This is a genomic window from Paenibacillus castaneae (assembly GCF_002884445.1).
Lineage (GTDB): Bacteria > Bacillota > Bacilli > Paenibacillales > Paenibacillaceae > Pristimantibacillus > Pristimantibacillus castaneae.
On record NZ_KZ614144.1, the window covers coordinates 2498460 to 2521235 of the forward strand.

Consider the following 22776-nt stretch of genomic DNA (forward strand, 5'->3'; position numbering starts at 1 on the left):
CCTTTGAGACAGCATGTATCGAGCTTAACTATATTTTTTGGATATAGCCGACAAGGTAAGCATTGGCCAAATATAGTTGTTGCTTGGATAATGAACATATACGCTTCCCGGAAGGGCTGCTCCTGTCGGATAGGTATAGGTCCAGTCCCTGCGTTCCAGTGATTGCAGAAGTGCTTCTACCCCTCTTTCAATTGCTGGTGTAGGCTTTTCGTGTACGGCGGTAAGCGCGTCGAGAGCCCATGCGGTCTGAGAAGGCGTGCTGGCATGCAAAGGAACATAATGCTTTAATTTATCGCTGAGACAAGATTCACCCCAGCCGCCGTCTTCGTTCTGGATGTCCAGCAGCCATTTGGTTGCTTTCTTAATCGCAGGATGGTCCGCAGCTACCCCAATGGCTGTCATCCCTTGAACAGCCGCTCCTGTTCCGTGGATGTAAGCAATTCCCCAGCGGCCATACCAGCTGCCGTCACTGGATTGCTGCGACAGCACCCATTGAACGGAATTATCAATCCATTGATGACCGATGGTCATCCCGAGCTCTTTGCCCAGAAAATCAAGAACTCGACTTGTTAAATCAACCGTAGAGGGATCGGTCGATATATCTGCCGAGCCTTCAAAGGTAAAGAAGCTTGCCGGCAGCTGTTTTCCTTGTGCTTCGAAAGCGGGCCAACCGCCATCGTCATTGCGCATGGACAGCACCCAATTCAATCCTTTCTGCCAATTGGAATAAAGCCCATTCGTTTGGGATATGTAGGGGCGGATGGCTCTAAGGGCAGCTACGCTGTCATCCACATCCGGATACAGGGTGTTCACATCAGAAAAGCCCCAGCCCCCAGGTAGTGTGTTTGGTCTTCGGATCGTCCAATCTCCGGTGCGTGTCTGTTGTCGAGTAATCAAATAGGCTCCGGCTCGTTCTAGTGCAGGTGAGCTGGCCGATATACCCGCTTCTCTCAATGCGTAACTGAGCATAGCTGTATCCCATATCTCCGCCGATGCTACCTGAAGATGGGGACGATCCTCGCATAGTAGAGAATGAATCCCAAGCACGAGGCGATTAATAATGGGCGATTCAGTTGAATAATCAAGTGCAAGCAGCGCCATTATCATCATAATAGTCGCAGTTGAGAAGGTTAGTAGTGTGCCGTTCGGTTCAATGCGTTCAAACATAAAGTTTTCTGCCTCCTCTAAGGCATGAGGAGAGCTTGCGTGCAGGATGCTGGAGAAAGGCAAGGTGGATAGGAGACTGTTTAACGCCGAAATCCAAGTCGTATCATTTTTGAATGCAGGAGGACCATGTAGAAAAAGGGCGGATAAGTCCGGCATCAAGGGAGCTCGGCGACTGAACTGTTTGTTTGCCATTATGAGTATAGGCACCAAATGGACGCGAGCGTGACCCGAGAGAGAGAATAGATCAAGCCCAAGTCCATGATTGGAGAACAATGCTTCCAATGGGATACGCAATAAACGAGGCCATTCTGCTTGCCCAGTAGCAGCCAATATAACTTGCGTCAGCAAGCTTCTTACATCTGACAAACCGCCTTTCGAAATAATAAACTGCCTTGCGCGTATCATTGGCGGATCTGTAATCAAATAGAATCTAGCAGAAAGCAGCGCATAATAGGCTTCAGCAGTTGCATCTAAATTTCCTTCTACTTCATCGGGATAAACCTTCCAAGCACCGTTTTTTTCTTGTTTGGATGCAATACGTGCGGCTAATGCCTGAATCAGAGGTTCATGAGGCCGTTCAAGCAGAATAAGCAAGAGAATAAAGTAGCTGTCAGTCATCGTTCCTGAATCAAAGCACAAGCGCCAAGGGCCGCCAGAGGATTGCTGCTTAAGCAAGCTTTCGGCCATTTCGTCTAGTCGTGCGCGGATTCGGCTCATATCCATTGGACGCTATCATCCTTTGCAATTGTCATTTATCATATATATGCGCACAAAAAGACCGCTATGATGCATGCATCGCAGCGGTCTGTTCACGTTATCAATTAACCGGAGGAACTGGCCTCGGCCTAGGATATTGTCTAATATGCTTAATACGTGATTCTGCTGTATATCGCATGCTATTGCCGATTTGAATGCTGGCACTGGAACCAGTCGCAATGATCTTGATGCGGCCGACTGTAATATAGGGCGAGCAATGGATACGTTCTATTTGAATCATGTCACCGTTCTCGTATTCGGGATCGCTAAGAACAGGAAGCGGACGGTCGAATATGCGGTAAGATTCAAAAAAAACATCGCCTGAGGTTTTGTGATCCGCGCGTCGCTGTACGGCTAATGCGAACAGCTTGGCATTCGTTGAACCGCGATCACCGATTTGAACGGCAGCAGCTTGCGAAGCGCTGATGATGTATAATGTTCCAAGTTTTGCCGTTCGTATCGGGTAGCTTTCATTGAAAGGATGGTTAATCATCATCTTCATCACTCTCAATTTTAGATTCCCCTAGCGATTGACGGGCATTCTGAGGTAAGGGGAAAGGCGCAAGAGGCCCTACGATAACTGATTCCGGCGGCGTGTCGAACATGGAATATAAATTTACGAAGTCGGTATCGCCAACCTGCAGCATGGATGCACTGGATACGCCAAGCACATCGATCTGACCTACTGATAAGACGTGGTTGATTACTTTGAGCTTCAACATTTAAGTTGTTCCTCCCGTTGCAGGAGAACCGTTCTGCAGCTGTTGCATATAGGCGAGCATTGCGGAATCGGCGTCTCTTGTTGTTTTGGCTAGCACATTTGCGATAATGGTACTCTGATCTTGTCCGGTTAACCCGCTTGAACCATCCTTGCTGAATTGCTGAAGGTAGTATTGAATTCGAGTTGGCACCTGCTTGCGAACATCGTTAATAATAATTTTACGATGATAAGGATCAAGCGGGAGACAAAGATCGGTTTCGTAATTGTGCAGCATCTTAGGAGCCTCAACTTCCAAATACCTATTCATCTCTCTGTAAATATCGTTATAGGGCCCGGACGGTGGAGTTATGCCAGAATCTGCTGAAGGAAAGGATTGTGTAGTGGATTGTGTCTTGGAGACTGCCATTTGTTCAATAGAGCCCGGAAACTCATTATCGCCCATACCTGGTGTGGTCATCCCAATATTGAGCGTGCCGTCAAGCTTCTCTACCTTAAGCTGATCAAAGTGATATTGGATGCTGTCGATATGATAAGCAGGGCGCGAATCAAGCTGCTTTATCTGCTCGCATAAAGCCAATACTTGCGCTTCCAGCTTATCCAGCTGCTCTTGCTGCGAAGCAAGCATATTCTGCACATCAAGCGACCAAATTTGCCATGGGGAAAGCTGATTTGTCGGCTGCATATACATACCTCCTTTTTTGCTGGAGTGTTAGTTATCTTGGATTAGGAAGCGGCACGAAGGAGAGCGGATTCTCCGCGCCAAGCTGTGGAGCGGGCTGTGTGAATCCACCTGTGTTGTAAAGCTGTGACAAGGAACGAATAGATCCTGCGCTTCCGACCTGAAGGACAGAGCTGTTGGATACGCTATCTACGCGGAGCATGTTAATGGTTATATTCTGATGAATCGTTATACTCATACGACGTTAACCCCGCTGGCTACTTCATTATTAGTGCTATCCTGTACGTCAGGATCCAAGGTATTCGTTGCGCTGACGGCATTATTGGAATTGGTCAAGCTGCCTGTCAAGAAAGAACCTGAGCCTGCATAGGTCTTAGATGTACTGCTCGGGGTGACTTCAACCGTATCACCGAATTGGATAACGGACCCTGAGCCGACGCTTATAATTTTGACAAAACCGACGACAGCTGGCATAAGAATCCCTCCTCGTATTGTAATATCTTGCTTCATCCTATGCGGCATTCGCCTAGATGTTCCTTCTATGGAAGTATCCCTGTTAGAGGTGGGCGCATATGCTGGTAGAAGTGCTGGAAGGCAGGTGTTGCTTGTGGCATCCAAATGGGATGATCTGGAACAATGGATGGAAGGGCAGCAGCTGCCTAGGGGATTCGAGCTGCTGCGGGAGCCGGATTGGGTAGAGCGCTATGTTCGCAAAATGCTGACAAAGGCTTTGCCTGAAGCAGCTGGAGTAATGATTGGATCGCATACAGCGTCCATTTCTGAAACGCGTCATTTCGTTATTGTGAAAATAAAGTTACCAAGCGATTTCGAAAGAGAGCAGCTTCGTTTGTTTGTTCGAGAGGATCGATTGCGGCTGGAAGGGCTGCCGAGCGGTAAAAGTGAGATCATCAAGCTGCCAAAGCTAGTGAAGCCGCGCATCAGCAAAACATTGCTAAAGGATGGTGTGCTTCAAGTGAAGCTTCAGAAGAGACCTGTTAACCGCTCTTATCATGAAGCGAGCATTCGCTGGTGATTGCAGCTGCTATAGAAGGAAGGAGAGCGTATGCGCCTGCACTTTACGCTCTTTTTGTCACGAAATCGACAGGACTTGCTGCTGGCTAAAGAATGTATTATCCCTTATAATGTCTAGGGAACATGTACATATTAGCAAAAAAGGGAGTGTGTTCGGTGTCATTAGTCGATTTAAGCAGTACGTCTGCTTCGTTATTCATACTCGGTGTCATTTTTCTCATGCTTATATTCGGTTTGCTTAGCTTTGGCATATTGCGAATGTTTCAGCAAAGGTTTCGGACAGGTTGGATTAGCTTCGCTGGAGCGGTTATCAGCTTTGTCGTCTTCATGTTCATATTAAACAAGTGGTATTTATAGACATGCTATAGCCAATCACGAAATGAGGAATTTTCATGCTATGGACAGTAATTTGGTTTTTCGTTAATGCTCTGTTTGTCATTTCTGTTATTACTTTTATGTTCATGCAGCGATCATACTCGGAAACCAAAAATGTAAAAAACGATGCAGACCTGATTAAACGCTTAGACCGACGTCGAAAGCTCGTTGGCGGACTTAGCATATTGCTGTTTGTAGCGATGGCAGCCAGCTTTATGATTAATATGCGATTAAACGGTTAAGAGGCTCTCATTGACGAGAGCTTTTTTTTTCGTCATTATGGAGATAGAAACTTTAAGTGCGGAGGTTCGACATATGCATACAATGGAAGACATTATACGACGTATGGCCAGTCAAGGATTGCGCATTACGGATCAAAGGAGAACGCTCGCAAAGCTGTTCTCGGAGACACAGGGCTATTTGGCTCCGAAGGAAGTCTATGAATATATGGGAAGATCCTATACAGGACTTAGTTTCGATACCGTATATCGAAATTTGCGAGTAATGGAGGAGTTAGGTGTTCTGGAGCAGGTTATATTCGAGGATGGCGGCAAGTTCAAGCTGCATTGCAGAGAGCATGACCATCATCACCATATGATCTGCTTGCAATGCGGCAAAACGTATCCCATTACGTTCTGTCCAATGGATCAAACCGTTGCTCCTGAGGATTTCCAGGTCGTAAAGCATAAATTTGAAGTGTTCGGTTATTGTAAGGGGTGTGTGCAGGAAGAGGCAACCAAGCTATAATGGCGAACAATCGAGTGATGCAGCGAGTGACACAGGCGCCAATTCTTTTTTATCGAAAAGTTATTTCACCTCTGACGCCGCCATCGTGCCGGTTCTATCCGACCTGCTCTGTTTATGCGCTTGAAGCTATTGAGAAGCATGGCGCTGCTAAGGGATCATGGCTTGCGGTAAAGCGGATTGCGCGCTGCCACCCGTTTCATTCTGGAGGCTATGATCCCGTACCGCCTGTGAAGGGCGAGGATATAGATGCACCTTGACAGAAAGGGTGCATTTTCGGTATATTTGCGATAGATGTTACCATATATCCGAGGAACGGATAAGTACAATGGATTGCCTTTTGCAGAGAGCCGGGCATAGCGGTGTAAGCCGGTAAAGGACACCATATGGAAAATGGTCCGGGAGGATTCGCTTCTGAGCTTCAGCTTGTTACCAAGCTGAGTGAGGAAGTGACGCTAAGCTGGCGTTAACGGCGATAGCCGCCATACTGGCGGCACACGAAGCTTTCACGCAACAATCGGCAAATTCCGATTTCCGCGTGATTGAAATTTGGGTGGTACCGCGTGAGTTCTAACTCTCGTCCCATGATGGACGGGAGTTTTTTGCGTTTTTTTCTATGCAACCAATTGAGGAGGGTCCTGAATGACTGACAAAAAAACGTTCTATATTACAACCCCTATTTACTATCCGAGCGATAAGCTTCATATCGGACATGCTTACACAACGGTGGCAGGCGATGCGATGGCACGCTACAAGCGTCTTCGGGGCTATGACGTTTGGTATTTAACCGGCACGGATGAGCACGGACAGAAGATCGAACGCAAAGCGAAAGAGAAGGATCAAACGCCGCAGCAATTTGTTGATGATATCGTAGTTGGCATCAAAGATTTATGGGCAAAGCTAGAAATTTCCAATGATGATTTCATTCGTACGACGGAGGATCGCCATAAGGAGGTTGTTGAGAAAATATTCGCTCAGCTGCTGAAGCAGGACGATATTTATAAAGGAACCTATGAGGGCTGGTATTGTACGCCATGTGAATCCTTTTTCCTTGAACGCCAGCTTACGGACGGTAAATGTCCGGATTGCGGACGTCCAGTAGAGCTGGTTAAGGAAGAGAGCTATTTCTTCCGCATGAGCAATTATGCAGACCGCCTGCTGCAGTATTATGAAGATCATCCAGACTTTATCCAGCCGGAATCCCGTAAAAATGAAATGATCAACAATTTTATCAAACCGGGACTTGAGGATTTGGCTGTCTCGCGTACAACTTTCGATTGGGGCATTAAGGTGCCGGGCGATCCTAAGCATGTTATTTATGTGTGGATTGATGCCTTGTCTAATTACATTACAGCTCTTGGCTATGGCAAAGAAGGCGGAGATCAGAAGTATCGTGATTTCTGGCCTGCTGATGTTCACCTGGTCGGGAAGGAAATTGTCCGTTTCCATACGATTTATTGGCCAATAATGCTGATGGCGCTCGATCTTCCGCTTCCGAAGAAGGTATTTGCGCATGGCTGGCTGCTGATGAAGGACGGCAAAATGTCCAAATCGAAGGGCAATGTTGTTGATCCGGTTATGCTTATTGACCGTTACGGGCTGGATGCACTTCGTTATTACTTGCTGCGCGAGGTGCCATTCGGTGCTGACGGAACATTCACGCCTGATAATTTCGTCGAGCGGATCAACTTTGATTTAGCAAATGATTTAGGAAATTTGTTAAACCGAACCATTGCGATGATCGACAAATATTTCGAAGGGGCAATACCGCCTTTCGCAGGCGCAGTTACAGCATTCGACGAATCATTGGAGAAGCTGGCTGGCGAGACGATAATGACGGTAGAATCTGCGCTCGAGAACATGGAATTTTCTGTAGCGCTAGCTTCCCTGTGGCAGCTTGTAAGCAGGACAAATAAATATATTGATGAGACACAGCCTTGGACACTTGCGAAGGATGAGTCGAGAAACGGGGAGCTGGCTTCTGTTATGCATCATTTAGCAGAATCGCTCCGAATCGTGTCCATCTTGCTGCAGCCTTTCTTAACGCATGCTCCGCGTGAAATGTGGAAACAACTCGGGCTTGAGTCGGGAGAGCTGACGTCCTGGGAAAGCACGAAGAGCTTCGGAATGCTGCCGGGTGGAACGAAGGTAAGCAAAGGAGCGCCGCTATTCCCTAGATTGGATACAGCTGAGGAAGCTGCTTATATTGCGAACGCGATGAGCGGCGGTACTGCGTCTGAGCAGCCATCTGAGGGCACAGCTATTGAGCCCGAAGCAGCCTCCAGCAGCAAAGCTGCTGAGCCTCCAGTTGAGGGCAAGGAAGAAATTGCAATAGACGAATTTGCTAAAGTAGAGCTTAGAGTAGCGCAAGTCATCGCGGCGGAGCCAGTTCCGAAGGCCGACAAGCTGCTGAAGCTGCAGCTTGATCTTGGCTATGAGCAGAGACAAGTGGTATCCGGCATTGCCAAGTTTTACACGCCTGAACAGCTGGTGGGCCGTAAAGTGATTTGTGTAACGAACTTGAAGCCGGTCAAGCTTCGCGGCGAAATGTCTCAGGGAATGATTCTGGCCGCATCTCATGGCGATCAGCTTACGCTTGCTACTGTGCCGGAAGATATGCCTAACGGCGCTGTTGTGAAGTAACCGAATTTGAATGCAAGTATAAACAATTGAAAAACAGGGAGAAAGAGGAGTAAGCGCTAGAAATAGCTGCTGCTTCTCTTTTTTTGTTCTTTTCTTTTCTATCACCGTAAAATTAGATTTAAACAAAAATCGGTGGTTGACAGCCTATTTCTTGCATCGTATAATACTAAACGTAATAGTAACGATTACGAACAACGAACAAAAAAAGAAAGAAGAACGGAGACTGACCAAATGAATGTATCGCAAAAATCATTTCGTTTTAGTGTACTGGCCTTATTATTAATAGCAATACTGACCATGGCAGCATGCGGGAATAATACGAATAACGCAAAGGAAGCGGATAACACGAAGATTAATGTCGTGACAAGCTTTTATCCTTTATATTTTCTTGCTTCTGAAATTGGCGGAGATCAAGTACATGCCGTTAATCTTGTAGGTGCAGGTGTTGAACCGCATGATTGGACACCGAAGAGCCGCGATTTGGATGCTGCCTCGAAAGCGCAATTGTTTCTGTATCACGGGGTTGGCTTAGAGGGCTGGATTGACGCATTCCTGAAAGGCTTATCGAAAGACAGTACAGTTGTAACGAGAGAAATGAGCAAGGGAGTAACACTCATTGAGGGCTCGGGAGATGAGCACGAGCATGAAGAAGATGATGACCATGATCATGGCGTTATGGATCCACATACATGGAATAGTCCCAAATCGGCTCTTATTCTAGCAGAAAACGTGAAGAACAGCCTAATCGAGGTTGATGCCGCTAATAAAGCCGTTTATGAGAAAAACTATGAGGCTCTTAAGCAAAAGCTGGTTGCGCTGGATGAGGAATATACGTCTAAGCTGGCACAAACGACCAACAAAAACATTGTTACTTCTCATCAAGCATTCGGCTATTTAGCTCGTGATTATGGGCTCAAGCAAGTAGCCATTATGGGGTTAAACCCGGACGCTGAGCCGCGTGCTCAAGATCTGCTGGCCATTACGAAATTTGTTAAAGAAAATGATGTGAAATATATTTTCTTTGAAGAGCTTGTATCCGATCAACTGGCAAAAACATTGGCAAGTGAAGCCAAAGTGAAGACAATGGTACTTAATCCTCTGGAAGGCCTGACGCGGGAGCAAGAAAAAGAGGGAGAAACCTATCTAACACTTATGGAACGAAACTTGCAAAATCTTGTGCAAGCATTACAATAGAACAATAAAGCGAACATACGGAGCTGATTATAGCTCCGTATTGCTGTGAGGAGAGATATTATGGGGCAATCAAATTCAAATACGTCATCAAGCACTAGCTGCCACCAAGAGGTTATCTCGCTTGAGAACGTCTCTTTTTCTTTTCAACAGCAGGCGGTTATTTCGGATTTGAGTTTCGCGGTGAAGGAACGAGACTTCATCGGTTTAATAGGAACTAACGGTGCGGGGAAAACAACATTGCTGCGCATGATTGTAGGATTGCTGAAGCCAACAAGCGGTACCATTCGTTTGTTTGGAGAGAATGTCAACGAGTTCAAGCAATGGGAACGGATCGGTTATGTACCGCAGAAGAACAATTTCAATCCGCTATTTCCGGCTACTGTCCACGAGGTCGTCATGTCGGGGCTTTATGGTCGAAATAAAATATTCAAAAAAATATCGAAAGCCGATTATAAAAAAAGCGATGATGCGCTTCTTGCGATGGGAATATTTGATTTGAAGGATAAGCGTATTGGACAGCTATCTGGCGGACAGCAGCAGCGGGTATTTCTAGCAAGGGCACTTATCAATAATCCATCGCTTCTCATTTTGGATGAGCCAACGAAAGGCATTGACACGGAGACGCAGGAAAGCTTCTTTCATATGATTAAGCATATGCATCAGCATCACAATATTACTTTTTTGATGGTATCGCATGATCTGGATATGATCCGTTCTTACTTAGGCGAGCAGGCAGCTGATCAGAATGGGAAGCTTAAATTTCATATTAAGCATTCGCATGAAACACAGGATTGTGTGGAGAATGATCTGACACACAGCTTGAAAGGGTTAAGAGAGCAAATGGAGAGCAGGAAAGAGGTTGTTTTGATTGGAGATCGTAACTAGTGAGTTTTTTCAACGCGCCCTTATCGGCGGGCTGCTCATCGGCGTAACCGCCCCGCTAATGGGCTTATTTCTTGTGCTTCGAAGGCTTTCTATGATTGGGGACACCTTGTCCCATGTATCGATTGCAGGCGTAGCACTTGGCTTCTTAATTGGCGTGTACCCTGTAGCTATGGGCTTAGTATTCGCAATAGCTGCCTCCTTCGCCATTGAGAAGCTGCGTAAGGCATACAAAACATATGCAGAGCTTTCCATTGCGATCATAATGTCCGGCGGAGTAGCGCTAGCCTCTCTTTTGTTCTCGATGGGGAAAAACATAAATGTGAGCAGCTATTTGTTCGGTAGTATATTTACACTGAATAGTACGGATTTATATGTTATTGGTGCAGTAACGGTTGTCGTTCTTATTGCAATAAGAACGCAGGTTAAAGAATTATTTCTGCTTACTTTTGACGAGGATGCAGCGGCAGTCAGCGGCTTGCCCGTTAAATTTTATAATGTTATGATTAGCGTGCTTACAGCGCTTGTAATAAGTGTGTCGATCAAAATCGTCGGCGCATTGCTCGTTTCAGCATTGTTGACCATTCCTGCAGCTTGCAGCTTAATTGTTGCACGCAGCTTTAAACAAAGCGTTATAACCGTTGTAATCATTGGCGAACTGGCCGTCGTAATCGGACTTCTAATTGCAGGCATTTGGAATTTGGCGCCAGGCGGTACGATTGTGCTTTTGCTTATCGCCGTATTGCTTGTGCTGCTTGCATTCCGCAGGGGAGTGCGAACGGGAAACTGAACATTGAATCGGGGTGTAACCATTGTCAGACATTAATATTTGGCTGGCGTTCGGCGCCGGCTTTGCATCTTTTATTTCTCCGTGCTGCTTGCCATTATATCCGTCCTATTTATCCTACATAACGGGAATTTCAGTATCTGATTTGAAAGAAAATTCGAATTCGAAACAAAAACGCATGCGAACGATGTCGCACACGTTGTTTTTCATTTTAGGATTCTGTACCGTTTATTATGCGTTAGGCTATGGCACGAACGTATTTGCTGAGTTTTTCAGCGAATATAGAGATCTTATCAGACAATTATCCGCCATTCTAATTATTTTGATGGGTTTATTTCTCATTGGCTTATTTCAGCCTCAGCTGCTTATGAAGGAGCGCCGGATGAATTTGATTCCGAAGAAAGCGAACTATGTCAGCTCTTTTATATTTGGAATTGGCTTCTCCGCAGGCTGGACACCATGCATGGGGCCTGCTCTAACAGCTATATTAGGGCTCGCTGCGACAGAGCCAGGCACTTGGTTTCAATTAACGACCGCCTATGCGCTCGGTTTCGCAATCCCTTTCTTTGTCCTTGCTTTCTTCTTGGGAACAGCTAGGTGGATATTGAAATATTCAGCAACGGTCATGAAGATTGGCGGAGCCGTCATGATTCTTATGGGTTTGCTGCTTTTCACCGATCAAATGACCAAAATTACGATTTGGCTTAATCTCATAACGCCTGAATGGCTGGCATTCTAATAATTAAGTGAAGTATTCAATTTTTGCCTCAGGAAAATGCTCGAAAATGCGCTCCGATATAAACATACGGAGCGCATTTGCTTGTTCATCGGGATATACATATTTGCCTTGTCCCCAGCGGCCCCATTTGTATTTCCTTTTCTCGATATCCATCTCAAGCTTCGTGCGCGGATAGCGTTTCTCGATAACGGATTTGGCTGTTTTCGTAAATCGATGCTGGATCAGCTCGAACGTGAGATCTCCTCTGACATCCTGAGGAAGTGCAGCGTCTAACGCGGCTAACAGCTCGCCATAGCCTTCCTCCCATCCGTCATGCCATATAATCGGAGCGATGATGAAGCCGATGGGATAGCCCGCTCTAGCCACCTTAGCAGCTGCTTCAATACGCTGTTCGAAGCGCGAGGTGGCCGGCTCGAAGTTTTTGATGACATACTTATCATTCACACTAAAGCGAATGCGTGTATGATTATTATGGTTCACGTCAAGCAAGGAATCCACGTGATGGAATTTGGTAACAAAACGCAGCCTGCCGTACTCCTGTTTGCCCATAAACTCGATTAACTCGCGCAAGCTGCCGGATATCGGCTCAAGACCAACAGGATCCGAAGTACACGCAGCCTCAAAGCGGGTAATTTCTGGCTTTCTTTCGTCGATATAGCCCTTTGCTGCATCTAGTATTTCATCGATATTAACGTAAATACGAATATATGGCTTGGCTCCTAGCGTGGTTTGTAAGTAACAATAATGACAGTGTGCCATACAGCCTGTCGCAATCGGAATGGCATATTCAGCAGAAGGCTTGGATGTATCGAATTTCAACGTTTTCCGAAGGCCAACCACTAGCGTCCGTTTTGCAATCCTGTATTTCTCCAGCTCGGAATCACCTGGCAAATCAGTGATCCGATTATGGGAGGTGGTCATTCTGTAGGGAATGCCTTCCTGCTTGACCCATTCGAATATTCGTTGTCCTTTTGGGTAATCAAGAGCCGACGGTTCGAAATAAACAAGTTCGGGGACAAAGGATAAAGCGGAACGATCGGTTTTCGGACGATCAATAATTGCTGTACTCATCGGTCATTCCTCCAGCTTCGTAATAACAAATGAAACAAGCATAGTGTGTGGAGGCAGCCTTATGCTCAAACTGGTTAGTTTATGGGTGAAAAACATCGGCAATTAAGGCAGCGGGTTGCGGTGCACATAACGAAAAGTGTATGATACATAGAGTAACGCCGAGGAAACAAGGTGAAGAAGTATGGTTAGGGGGTTCTTCAGTGCCGACACCGAGCATGGAAGACTACTTGGAAAGAATTTATAAGCTTATCGATGAAAAAGGATATGCACGCGTTTCGGATATTGCAGAAGGGCTTGAGGTGCATCCTTCCTCCGTAACGAAGATGATTCAGAAGCTCGACAAGGATAATTATTTGATCTATGAAAAGTACCGCGGGCTTGTCCTGACCAATAAAGGCAAGAAGATGGGAAAGCGGCTTGTTGATCGCCATCAGCTACTGGAATCGTTCTTGACGACGATAGGGGTACAAGATGAGAATATTTATCAGGATGTGGAAGGCATCGAGCATCATTTAAGCTGGGATTCCATTACTTGTATTGAAACTTTAGTTGAATATTTCCGTCGTGATTCACAACGATTGGACGAGCTTCGTGCCATTCGCTCGGAAATGGAAAGCGAATAATACATAGCGATTATTTGGACTAAGCGTGAACGGCTGCCAACCTTTACTGCGGCATTAGCAGTTGTTTCACGGATATATAAGCATATTTATAAGTGCAGATTTATAAATGGTTATATATTAAAAAAGACCAGCAGAGAATCTCTGCTGGTCTTTTTCTAATCTTTTCTAATGGTATTTAGGTAAATCATCGTCATCCTTGCCGCCTTCAATGACACGGAAAGGAACTGTTTTGGATCTTGGCTTATTTGTTTTGGATCTTGTCTTAGCAGCGGTAGCTCGGCTTTGCTTCACCTGCGGACGCCCTTGTGAGCCGTAGCCTTTAAGAAAAGAAGGCGGATATTTATACAGCAGGAAAATACCGCCTAATACGACAATTGGAATGATTGTATAGGCGATTGGCGTTTGAATAATGCTGTATACTACACCTATTACGAGCAATACCATAAATGCAATTGTCCATACATTCCACCTGCTCGGCATCCTGCTCATTTGAAAGACCGCCTTTCTTCATGTGTAAAGTTATTTCACTTGTTTATCAAGCTCAAGCATCCGGTTGAATGATGCAATGGATACAGCGACTTGTTCATCACGAGGTTCTTTAGTAGTTAGAAGCTGTAGCCATAATCCTGGATATCCAAGATAGCGAAGAACAGGTACTTCTCTTAGGGCATTGGTCCAACGCAATACTTCATACGATAAGCCGAGCACTAAAGGCAACAGCAGAATACGAATATAGATGCGCTCCCAGATCGAATCCCATGTGAAGAAGGGAAGCGAGTACACAATAACGCCAACAATTACGGTAAAGATGATGAAGCTTGAACCGCAGCGATAGTGAAGGCGGCTGTATTTCTGTACATTCTTAATCGTTAGATCTTCTCCAGCTTCATAAGCGCTGATCACCTTATGCTCAGCACCGTGATATTGAAAGAGACGCTTAATGAGCGGAGTCATGGAAATAAAGTACAAATAACCGAGCAGCAGTATAATTTTGATAAGTCCCTCTAATAAGTTATGACCGACTTTATTATCAAATACTCCTGAGAATATCAATTCTTCTAAAGCCGCAGGTGCTGCGGTAAAGATGAGCTTTCCGAAAATAAATGAAATGACGCCAGCAACTGCGACGCCGACAATCATGCTGAGACTCCAGCCGCTTTTCTTCTCTTCTTTGGCTGGGGCAACCGGTTGTTCCACGTTGCCTTCCAGTTCTTTAGCCGCTTCATCATCAGCATAAGCTTCCATGGAGAAGTTTAAATGCTGAGAGCCTTTGGCGCTTGATTCTAGAATGCCGACCACTCCGCGAACGAGCGGGATTTTCTTGAGGCGCTGCACCCAGGTTTTGGATGTACGGGGAACCTCGTAATAAATAATTTCATCATTTTTGAGCCGAACAGCTGTTACGTTAACGTGTTTGCCTGCAAACATTACGCCTTCGATAACCGCTTGTCCGCCATATATACTTCGGGAGTCTTGCGGCAAGTGCATGTCACCTTCCTTGGATGGGTTATCGCGTCAAATCGCGATGAATATAACGATTGCTTTGTAAATCTATTGTACTTGATCTATCGTCGAATTGCCAACGTCCGAATCTAACACAGAAAAATATGAATCTGATGGAAAGCTGCGGTTATGGAACGGTTTTTTTTCACATACTAAGCCAGATTAGATTGAAAGCAGAATGGAGGCTTAGTTCAATGGCGGAGCAGGATCGAACACAAGGAGAAGAGGTTGGACGGCACCATACTAATCCTTGGCTTTATTCCATCAGTATCGGATTTTACGCAGGTGTTATTTGGGGATTGGTGCGCTGGTTGCTCTATCAGATGAAGTTCACAACCATCATGACCGGTTTTGCGGCCGATCCTTTTTTTCGGGCTTCATTTCTGAAAAGTGGGTGGGGCATTCTCGTTAGTTTAGGCAGCTATATTTTGCTATCCATCATAGCCGCCTTTCTCTATACCATGCTGCTGCGACGCTTGGGTGGTCCATGGCCGGGTATTTGCTACGGTTTAGTGTGGTGGGCAGTACTATTCATTATTGCAGGGCCTATGCTCAAGATTATGAAACCGATCTGGCAGGTGGGCTGGAATACCTTTTTTACGGAGCTATGTGTATCACTATTATGGGGTGTATTTATCGGCTATTCGATCTCTTTTGAGTTTACAGATGAGTCTTCTCGAGAACCGATAAAAGTTCCATCATGAGTTCTACTTCTCAAGCAACGGGCATTTGTGGTAAAATGGCTAATGATCTTTGAAGCGGAGATGGATTCGGTTGCTTGGGAGGTGCATTTATGCACAGAATCATGATTTTGAACGGCCCTAATCTGAATATGCTAGGTATTCGTGAGCCGGGTGTGTACGGAACAGAAACACTTGCATTCATTGAATCGATGTTGAAGGACAAAGCTGAGGCACTTGGTGTCGAGGTGGAATTTTTTCAATCGAATCATGAGGGTGAAATGATTGATCGGATACATAGTGCATATGGAAAAGTAGACGGTATCGTCATCAACCCCGGGGCATGGACGCATTACAGTTATGCGCTGCGAGATGCTCTAAGCACGGTTGGATTACCTGTCATTGAGGTTCATATGTCCAATATTCACAAGAGAGAGCCATTTCGTCACGTATCTGTAATCGCGGCTATTGCTGTCGGTCAAATTGCCGGCTTTGGTTCTCAAAGCTATGAGCTGGGACTTACTGCGCTCGTGAGCCATTTGCAAAAATCGTAAAAATGGGTAAGAAAGGGTGAGACGGCTATGCCAAACGAAAGAGTAAAACGACTCCGTCAATTGATGGAGGAAAACCGTTTTGAAGCAATCTTAATAGGAAGCGAACATAACCGTCGCTATTTAAGCGGCTTCACAGGCTCCTCAGGCATGGTGCTAATTACGCTTACCTCCGCCTATCTGCTAACAGATTTCCGTTATCGCACACAAGCGCCTGAGCAAGCGATAGGATTTCAAATCGTGGAACATGGACCTAGTCCGTTAGAAAATGTACGGGAGCTTCTTGTCCAGGATCATCTGGCGAAGCTGGCTTTCGAACAGGATCATGTCGTATTCAGTGAATATACGGCTTGGACAAAAATATTGTCAGGCATTACTTTGGAGCCATCCTCGGGACTTGTGGAACATCTTCGTATTATTAAAGATGAAGCTGAGATTCAAATTCTACAGGAGGCTGCCGATCTTGCGGACCATACATTCGCTCATATTCTGAAGATTATCCGCACAGGCGTTCGGGAATCGGATATTGCGCTTGAAATGGAGATGTATATGCGCAGCAACGGCGCAGCTTCATCATCCTTCGAAACGATTGTAGCATCCGGTGAACGTTCTGCTCTGCCGCATGGTGTTGCAAGCGAGCGGATTATCGGCACGAATGAATTCGTGAAGCTTGACTTTGGTGCTTATTACAAGGGCTACTGTTCCGATATTACACGGACAGTCATTGTCGGAACGCCGACAGACAAACATCTGGAAATTTATAATATCGTGCTTGAGGCTCAGCTGCATGCTCTAGCGCATATTAAGCCAGGCATGAGCGGACGGGAAGCAGATGCGCTAACCCGGGATATCATAACGAAATATGGTTATGGCGACTTATTTGGCCACGGAACAGGACATGGCATTGGAATGGAAATTCATGAAGCGCCTAGGCTGTCCAAACAAAGCGAAACGATTTTAACCCCCGGCATGACTGTAACGGTGGAACCTGGCATATACGTACCTGGCTTTGGCGGCGTGCGTATTGAAGATGACATCGTTATTACGGAAACCGGAATTAAAATATTAACCTCATCTCCGAAGGAGTTAATCACTCTGGGATAAGGACTCTATTCATTCAGGAGGAATCAGCAATGATTTCAGTAAACGATTTTAAGACAGGCTTAACCGTACAAGTAGACAATGACATTTTTACCGTTCTTGACTTTCAACATGTTAAACCAGGCAAGGGAGCGGCTTTTGTACGCTCCAAGCTGAAAAATCTTCGCAATGGCAACGTTACTGAGAAAACATTCCGTGCGGGCGAGAGCATTGGCCGTGCCATCATTGAAAACCGTGAAGTGCAATACTTGTACAATTCCGGTTCAGAATACACATTCATGGATAATGAAACTTTCGACCAGTTCAATCTGGATAAGAAACAGCTTGAGTGGGAGCTGAACTTCCTGAAAGAAAACATGAACGTTAATATTTCAAGCTACCAAGGCGAAATTCTTGGTATTCAAATGCAAAACAGCGTAGACCTGAAAGTAGTGGAAACCGAGCCAGGCGTGAAGGGCAACACGGCTCAAGGTGCTACAAAATCAGCTAAGCTAGAAACAGGACTAAGTGTTCAAGTGCCATTGTTCATTAACGAAGGCGACGTTCTCTTGGTTGACACACGCGAAGGCAAATACATCTCGCGCGCATAGTATACCAATTGCAGAAACCGTCCGTTGTTAACGGACGGTTTTTTTGTACGCATACATATCCACGATTCTAATTGTTGTGGTATAATATTGTCTTGTATGTATATGTCAGGTTAGGAGTGAATCAGCTTTGTCGTTGATAGTGATGAAGTTTGGCGGCAGCTCCGTTGGAACGCCGGAACGGATGCAGCGTGTCGCGAAGCGTATAATTGAGAGGCAGCAAGAGGGCAATGATATCGTTGTCGTCGTTTCTGCAATGGGAGATACAACAGACGATTTAATCGATCAGTCGAAGCAGCTTAATCCAAATCCGCCGGCGCGCGAAATGGATATGCTTCTTACAGTAGGTGAGCAAATATCGGTTGCTTTGCTATCGATGACCATTCATCAGCTTGGAGCTAAAGCTGTTTCATTTACAGGCTGGCAAGCGGGAATTCGGACAGAAGCGGTGCATGGGAAGGCGAAAATGACTAATATTGAACCAACCCGTGTTTTTCAAGCATTGGAGCAGGGAAATGTAGCGATTATTGCCGGCTTCCAGGGTATGTCCGAGGATGGCGAAATTACGACGCTAGGCCGCGGCGGCTCAGATACGACGGCTGTGGCAATGGCAGCTGCAATGGAAGCAGATGTATGTGAAATTTATACGGATGTGGATGGAATTTATTCGACAGATCCGCGCGTAGTGAAAAATGCAAGAAAGCTAAGTGAAATTTCTTACGATGAAATGCTGGAGCTAGCTAATCTGGGTGCGGCCGTACTTCATCCGCGTGCAGTAGAATACGCTAAGCATAATAATGTGAAGCTTGTAGTACGCTCAAGCTTTACCCATAATGAAGGTACAAGTGTGAAGGAGGAAGCGGTCATGGAGCAAGGCGTGGTCGTTCGCGGTATCGCGTTTGACAAGAATGTAGCTCGAATTAGTATTATGGGCGTTGAGGATGTTCCGGGTGTTCTGGCTAACGTATTTGGCGCTTTAGCGGACAACGGAATCGATGTTGATATTATCGTGCAGAGCGGTGTACAGGATGGCAAAGCCGATTTCTCCTTTACAGTGTCCGGCAACGACAAGGATAAAGCGATTGAAGTCATCGAAGGTAATCGCCAAGCGGTTCCTTTCCGTGAAACGACTTCTGAAGGAAATTTGGTTAAAGTATCAATCGTAGGCGCTGGCATGGTCAGCAATCCAGGTGTTGCAGCGAGAATGTTCGCAGCAATCTCTTCGCTGGGAGTAAGCATTAAAATGGTAAGCACATCGGAAATTAAATGTTCATGCGTCATTGCAGCGGAGCCGTTGAATGACGTTGTACGCGCACTTCATACCGCATATGGCCTTGATACGGCTGAGCAAGTATTTGTAGGCGGCCCGCAAGATCGCCGTTAGTTCTTCTAGTCGTATGTAACCAAAAGAAACCAACCCTTGTTAAATGGATGCCTCAAGCATTCAATTGAAACAAGGGTGAGGTTTCTTTTTTACGTTAAAGCCCTTTTATCGAAGAAACCTAAGCCCGCGTTAGTTGATCCCCATTTAATCTAGGCGCATCCGTATAAATATCTACGAAGGAGCAAGCCTCGATATCACGCTTCATGCCAAGCTTAATTAATCGTTTTCCGCCTAATCCGCTCTGGATCGTATCCTTCAGCTGGTGAGCGCGATTGCGATAAAGAGCTAGCATGGCTGTGCCGAAATCATCCATTTCTATCGGGAAAGAGCTTAAATCGTGAAGCCTGTCTAAAACAAGCCCCGCACATAAACCATCCTCAATAGCGAATTCATCATGGCTGCCTGCACACAAAATAACGATATCCCTTCTTAGCTCAATAGCTGATCTTGCACAAGCCTCCGCATTTAACAGCGAAGCAATTAATATATGATCCGCTCGCATTGATTTATGAATAGCTCTTGTTCCATTTGTAGTAGTTAGTATAATACGCTTGCCGCCTACGACTTGCTCTGTGTATTCTTCAGGTGAATTGCCCAGATCAAAGCCGGCAATTTTTTTGCAAAACCGCTCGCCTCCAAGTAAATCTCCCTCACGCTGCAAAGCTCGAGCTTCCATTACCGTTTCTGCTGGAATGACGCATGAGGCGCCGGAAGCGATGGCCGTTACGATCGTGCTCGTTGCGCGCAGCACATCTACTATAATGGCCGTCTTATGGTGAAACCTAACCGAGCTTGCTTCATTAACGCTTGATATAACCTGAGCTTGCATATAATCGGTACCGCCTTTCTAATCTTCGTCTGCGTGCTTTACTATATGCTGCGTTTGCTGGGCAGGTGTCCGGTATGAATCGGTATGAAATAGAGACAAGCACGCATATGAATAAGCCATAAACCTTTTACTGAAGGGAGGTCTTGCGAACATGCTTAATAAAGTTGTATTGACTATGGCATCGCTCCGTCTCACGTCGGGAACCATTGAAATTTGCGCTGCACTGCTTATGCTCCGTTTGAATCAAATCGACAAAGCATTAATTGTTAATTCTTCTCTGGCGTTAGTAGGTCCGCTCATCTTAATAGCAACGACTACGGTTGGATTAGTCAGTTTATCTGACAAGCTGTCTCCTGCTAAGTTTCTGTGGGTTGGGGCAGGTGTTATCTGCTTGATGATCGGCATTTTGAAAAAATAATAGTCTGTCAATCTAGTAACTAAGTCGAGTATGAAGTCATATTTTTGGTGCGCATGCATACAAATAGGAACTACGAAGGACAAACATCTGGGAGTGAGGATACTATGCTGGCACGTGTCGTGCATTTATTGCCCTCGGAACTTAAGACATTGCTCGAACGCCTCTCTGAACAAATGCAAGAACAGCTAGAGGAAATTCGAATTCGAGAAGGAAGGCCGCTTGAGATCGGATTTCGGGGACAATCTCGATTTATGATGCAGGACGGCACACTGAGACAGTCTGCGGATGGGGCATACAAGCCTTCTTCTGATACTTGTCGCAAGCTGCTGGAGCGTATTACAAATTACTCATTATATGCAATGGAGGAAGAACTTCGAAGAGGCTTCATTACCGTATCTGGAGGGCATCGGATTGGACTTGCCGGCAGAACCATTCTGGACAGCGGTGTAGTCAGGGGCATTCGCGATATCGGAGCATTCAATATTCGGGTTGCTAGAGAGGTAATAGGAGCTAGTTCGCATTTACTGCCTAAGCTAATTGACCGCGAGAGGAAAACATTACACTCTACGCTCATATTGGCTCCCCCGCAGCAAGGAAAGACGACGCTTGTACGCGATATTGCTAGATCTGTAAGCTACGGCCTATGGCCGAGCGCTGAAGCGGGCAATTGGCAGGGCAGGAAGGTTGGAATAGTCGATGAGCGTTCGGAAATTGCAGCCTGCGTCCGCGGCATTCCTACCTTCGATGTCGGCCCGCGAACAGACGTCATGGATGCTTGTCCGAAAGCCGAAGGGATGATGATGCTGCTGCGTTCGATGTCTCCAGAGGTACTGATTGCGGACGAGATCGGCAGACCGGAAGACGGGGAAGCTATTCGAGAAGCAAGCCATGCAGGGATCAGCGTAGTTGCAACAGCCCATGCATTTGATTTGCAAGAAGCAAGAGGGAGACCTGTTCTACGCAAGCTGCTTGACGAGGGCGCTTTTACTTATGTGGTAGAGCTTAAACGGACAGATCAGGGAATCATGCATCGGGTTGTGCCGGCAGATGCAATAGGACGGGCCGTACAGCCCTCTAGCCGAACGGCTGCAGATAACGTGCATGCTTTGTCTGGAAGGCTTAGAGCTGATGATCCGTGATTAAGCTGCTTGGCGCGATACTCATATTGTTCGCGGGCACGATGATTGGTTTCCAGCAGGCGGCAAGGTTTGCCGAGCGTCCCCGTCAATTGCGTCAGCTAGCGCATGCACTGCAGCGGCTGGACACGGAAATCGGCTATGGGCACACCCCATTGCCGGAGGCGCTGGAAAGAACAGCCGTCGCAACGCCTGAACCGCTGGCTTCCTTATTTCGCAAAGCGGCGAGCGGCATTCTAGAGACGGAAAGTTTTACCTTTCGCGAAAGCTGGGAACAAGCAATTAATCTGCATTGGGATGCAACATCTATGCGCGGCAATGAGAAGGCAGCACTCATACGATTAGGCTCTACGCTTGGGATAAGCGACAAGGAAGACCAAATGAAGCATATTCGTTTAGCATTACTGCAGCTGAAAGCAGAGGAGGACGCGGCGAGAGACGATCAAGGACGTTACGAGAAAATGTGGAAAAGTCTCGGGATTTTGATCGCTGTGCTGATCGTCATTTTGATGGTGTAATGGGGTGCTCCAGAGATGAACATGGATGTGAGCGCCATATTCCAAATTGCTGGAATCGGAATTGTAATCGCAATGATACACTCGATTCTCAAGCAGATGGGGAAGGAAGATATGGCGCATTGGGTTACACTAATTGGTTTCGTTGTGGTGCTGTTTATGGTTATTCGGCTTCTCAATGAACTGTTTCAGGAGATCAAAACGATATTTTTGTTCCAGTAGCCGTCTTCATTAGGACGTGCTGGCAAGCAGGTGAGCGTAGTGGAAATGATTCAAATTGTCGGGCTGGGCTTATTGGCAACTGTACTCATTCTTGTCGTTCGAGAGCAGAAGCCGATGTTCGCTTTCTTACTCGCTGCTTTTACAGGCATATTCATCTTCCTGTATCTGATTGGAAAAATCGAGATCGTCATTACGGTGCTGGAGGATTTGGCGGTTCGATCGGGCATCCCGTCCATCTATTTAAAAACCATATTAAAAATCATCGGAATCGCGTATATTGCGGAGTTCGGAGCGCAAATCGTGAGAGATGCTGGACAAGAGAGTATCGCTTCAAAAATAGAATTCGCCGGCAAAATATTCATTCTCGTCATGGCCGTCCCTATAATTAGCGTGATCGTCGAGACGGTGATTGGTTTATTGCCGAATGGGAGCTGAGA

31 protein-coding genes are annotated in these 22776 nt (G+C 46.1%); 21 read left to right on the plus strand and 10 right to left on the minus strand.

The features are described from left to right. Positions 1-24: 24 nt before the first annotated feature. From CEF13_RS10675 to CEF13_RS10700, 6 genes are all read right to left on the minus strand, one after another. Positions 25-1890, minus strand: coding sequence for a prenyltransferase/squalene oxidase repeat-containing protein (locus tag CEF13_RS10675; RefSeq protein ID WP_243864582.1), 1866 nt, complete (start codon positions 1888-1890; stop codon positions 25-27). Positions 1891-1984: 94 nt separating this feature from the next. Further along, on the minus strand, positions 1985-2425 hold the full coding sequence (locus CEF13_RS10680; protein WP_243864599.1) for a spore germination protein GerPE: 441 nt from the start codon (positions 2423-2425) through the stop codon (positions 1985-1987). Then, positions 2409-2645 (minus strand): hypothetical protein, encoded by a 237-nt coding sequence (locus CEF13_RS10685; protein ID WP_102710661.1) that lies wholly within the window; start codon positions 2643-2645, stop codon positions 2409-2411. The genes CEF13_RS10680 and CEF13_RS10685 overlap by 17 nt, the downstream gene beginning before the upstream one ends. Next, positions 2646-3326, minus strand: coding sequence for a spore germination protein GerPC (gene gerPC / locus CEF13_RS10690; RefSeq protein WP_166742826.1), 681 nt, complete (start codon positions 3324-3326; stop codon positions 2646-2648). Positions 3327-3357: 31 nt separating this feature from the next. Further along, positions 3358-3561 (minus strand): spore germination protein GerPB, encoded by a 204-nt coding sequence (locus tag CEF13_RS10695; protein ID WP_102710663.1) that lies wholly within the window; start codon positions 3559-3561, stop codon positions 3358-3360. Continuing rightward, positions 3558-3797, minus strand: coding sequence for a spore germination protein (locus CEF13_RS10700; protein ID WP_102710664.1), 240 nt, complete (start codon positions 3795-3797; stop codon positions 3558-3560). The genes CEF13_RS10695 and CEF13_RS10700 overlap by 4 nt, the downstream gene beginning before the upstream one ends. Positions 3798-3864: 67 nt before the next feature. On the opposite strand from CEF13_RS10700, the gene CEF13_RS10705 reads away from it, so the two are divergent. From CEF13_RS10705 to CEF13_RS10750, 10 genes are all read left to right on the plus strand, one after another. Continuing rightward, the gene (locus CEF13_RS10705) at positions 3865-4356 is read left to right on the plus strand and encodes an Hsp20/alpha crystallin family protein (RefSeq protein ID WP_243864583.1); all 492 of its coding nucleotides are present in this window, start codon (positions 3865-3867) and stop codon (positions 4354-4356) included. A gap of 155 nt (positions 4357-4511) precedes the next feature. Continuing rightward, a complete protein-coding gene (locus CEF13_RS10710; RefSeq protein WP_102710665.1) occupies positions 4512-4712 on the plus strand; it encodes a hypothetical protein in 201 nt (66 codons plus the stop codon). Between the two features lie 35 nt (positions 4713-4747). After that, entirely contained in the window at positions 4748-4972 is a 225-nt protein-coding gene (locus tag CEF13_RS10715; protein WP_102710666.1) for a hypothetical protein, read from the plus strand. A 73-nt stretch (positions 4973-5045) separates the two neighbouring features. Further along, positions 5046-5477 (plus strand): Fur family transcriptional regulator, encoded by a 432-nt coding sequence (locus CEF13_RS10720; RefSeq protein ID WP_102716335.1) that lies wholly within the window; start codon positions 5046-5048, stop codon positions 5475-5477. After that, positions 5477-5734, plus strand: a complete 258-nt coding sequence (yidD, locus tag CEF13_RS10725) for a membrane protein insertion efficiency factor YidD (protein WP_102710667.1) — start codon at positions 5477-5479, stop codon at positions 5732-5734. Before CEF13_RS10720 ends, yidD begins: the two co-directional genes overlap by 1 nt. Positions 5735-6116: 382 nt before the next feature. Next, the gene (metG, locus tag CEF13_RS10730; protein ID WP_102710668.1) at positions 6117-8117 is read left to right on the plus strand and encodes a methionine--tRNA ligase; all 2001 of its coding nucleotides are present in this window, start codon (positions 6117-6119) and stop codon (positions 8115-8117) included. A gap of 231 nt (positions 8118-8348) precedes the next feature. After that, positions 8349-9311 carry a metal ABC transporter solute-binding protein, Zn/Mn family gene (locus CEF13_RS10735; RefSeq protein WP_102710669.1) on the plus strand — a complete coding sequence of 321 codons (963 nt, stop codon included), beginning with the start codon at positions 8349-8351 and terminating at the stop codon, positions 9309-9311. Positions 9312-9371: 60 nt separating this feature from the next. Continuing rightward, a complete protein-coding gene (locus tag CEF13_RS10740; RefSeq protein WP_102710670.1) occupies positions 9372-10196 on the plus strand; it encodes a metal ABC transporter ATP-binding protein in 825 nt (274 codons plus the stop codon). Next, positions 10180-10983, plus strand: a complete 804-nt coding sequence (locus tag CEF13_RS10745; protein WP_102710671.1) for a metal ABC transporter permease — start codon at positions 10180-10182, stop codon at positions 10981-10983. The genes CEF13_RS10740 and CEF13_RS10745 overlap by 17 nt, the downstream gene beginning before the upstream one ends. Before the next feature lie 22 nt (positions 10984-11005). Beyond that, on the plus strand, positions 11006-11719 hold the full coding sequence (locus tag CEF13_RS10750; RefSeq protein WP_102710672.1) for a cytochrome c biogenesis CcdA family protein: 714 nt from the start codon (positions 11006-11008) through the stop codon (positions 11717-11719). A 3-nt stretch (positions 11720-11722) separates the two neighbouring features. Here CEF13_RS10750 and splB read toward each other — a convergent pair whose 3' ends face one another. Then, positions 11723-12790, minus strand: coding sequence for a spore photoproduct lyase (gene splB, locus CEF13_RS10755; RefSeq protein ID WP_102710673.1), 1068 nt, complete (start codon positions 12788-12790; stop codon positions 11723-11725). 200 nt (positions 12791-12990) lie between these two features. Between splB and mntR the strand changes: the two genes are divergently transcribed. Beyond that, a complete protein-coding gene (mntR, locus tag CEF13_RS10760) occupies positions 12991-13413 on the plus strand; it encodes a transcriptional regulator MntR (RefSeq protein WP_102710674.1) in 423 nt (140 codons plus the stop codon). A gap of 165 nt (positions 13414-13578) precedes the next feature. Here mntR and CEF13_RS10765 read toward each other — a convergent pair whose 3' ends face one another. After that, positions 13579-13902 carry a hypothetical protein gene (locus tag CEF13_RS10765; RefSeq protein WP_243864584.1) on the minus strand — a complete coding sequence of 108 codons (324 nt, stop codon included), beginning with the start codon at positions 13900-13902 and terminating at the stop codon, positions 13579-13581. A gap of 30 nt (positions 13903-13932) precedes the next feature. Next, positions 13933-14901 (minus strand): DUF1385 domain-containing protein, encoded by a 969-nt coding sequence (locus tag CEF13_RS10770; RefSeq protein WP_424991968.1) that lies wholly within the window; start codon positions 14899-14901, stop codon positions 13933-13935. A gap of 209 nt (positions 14902-15110) precedes the next feature. Here CEF13_RS10770 and CEF13_RS10775 point away from each other — a divergent pair, with 209 nt between their 5' ends. From CEF13_RS10775 to CEF13_RS10795, 5 genes are all read left to right on the plus strand, one after another. After that, on the plus strand, positions 15111-15620 hold the full coding sequence (locus CEF13_RS10775) for a YqhR family membrane protein (protein ID WP_102710675.1): 510 nt from the start codon (positions 15111-15113) through the stop codon (positions 15618-15620). A gap of 89 nt (positions 15621-15709) precedes the next feature. Then, positions 15710-16150, plus strand: coding sequence for a type II 3-dehydroquinate dehydratase (gene aroQ / locus CEF13_RS10780; protein ID WP_102710676.1), 441 nt, complete (start codon positions 15710-15712; stop codon positions 16148-16150). A 27-nt stretch (positions 16151-16177) separates the two neighbouring features. Then, on the plus strand, positions 16178-17251 hold the full coding sequence (locus tag CEF13_RS10785; protein WP_102710677.1) for a M24 family metallopeptidase: 1074 nt from the start codon (positions 16178-16180) through the stop codon (positions 17249-17251). A 29-nt stretch (positions 17252-17280) separates the two neighbouring features. Further along, on the plus strand, positions 17281-17838 hold the full coding sequence (efp, locus tag CEF13_RS10790; protein WP_102710678.1) for an elongation factor P: 558 nt from the start codon (positions 17281-17283) through the stop codon (positions 17836-17838). 127 nt (positions 17839-17965) lie between these two features. Further along, positions 17966-19219 carry an aspartate kinase gene (locus tag CEF13_RS10795; RefSeq protein ID WP_102710679.1) on the plus strand — a complete coding sequence of 418 codons (1254 nt, stop codon included), beginning with the start codon at positions 17966-17968 and terminating at the stop codon, positions 19217-19219. A gap of 118 nt (positions 19220-19337) precedes the next feature. Here CEF13_RS10795 and CEF13_RS10800 read toward each other — a convergent pair whose 3' ends face one another. Further along, the gene (locus CEF13_RS10800) at positions 19338-20048 is read right to left on the minus strand and encodes a 2-phosphosulfolactate phosphatase (RefSeq protein WP_102710680.1); all 711 of its coding nucleotides are present in this window, start codon (positions 20046-20048) and stop codon (positions 19338-19340) included. Between the two features lie 151 nt (positions 20049-20199). On the opposite strand from CEF13_RS10800, the gene CEF13_RS10805 reads away from it, so the two are divergent. The 5 genes from CEF13_RS10805 (at position 20200) to spoIIIAD (ending at position 22774) form a co-directional block, all read left to right on the plus strand. After that, on the plus strand, positions 20200-20466 hold the full coding sequence (locus CEF13_RS10805; RefSeq protein ID WP_102710681.1) for a YqhV family protein: 267 nt from the start codon (positions 20200-20202) through the stop codon (positions 20464-20466). 104 nt (positions 20467-20570) lie between these two features. After that, the gene (gene spoIIIAA / locus CEF13_RS10810) at positions 20571-21605 is read left to right on the plus strand and encodes a stage III sporulation protein AA (protein ID WP_102710682.1); all 1035 of its coding nucleotides are present in this window, start codon (positions 20571-20573) and stop codon (positions 21603-21605) included. After that, positions 21602-22120, plus strand: a complete 519-nt coding sequence (spoIIIAB, locus tag CEF13_RS10815; RefSeq protein WP_102710683.1) for a stage III sporulation protein SpoIIIAB — start codon at positions 21602-21604, stop codon at positions 22118-22120. Before spoIIIAA ends, spoIIIAB begins: the two co-directional genes overlap by 4 nt. 15 nt (positions 22121-22135) lie before the next feature. Then, positions 22136-22339 (plus strand): stage III sporulation protein AC, encoded by a 204-nt coding sequence (spoIIIAC, locus tag CEF13_RS10820; RefSeq protein WP_102710684.1) that lies wholly within the window; start codon positions 22136-22138, stop codon positions 22337-22339. Positions 22340-22378: 39 nt separating this feature from the next. After that, on the plus strand, positions 22379-22774 hold the full coding sequence (spoIIIAD, locus tag CEF13_RS10825) for a stage III sporulation protein AD (protein ID WP_102710685.1): 396 nt from the start codon (positions 22379-22381) through the stop codon (positions 22772-22774). The last annotated feature ends 2 nt before the right edge of the window (positions 22775-22776 follow it).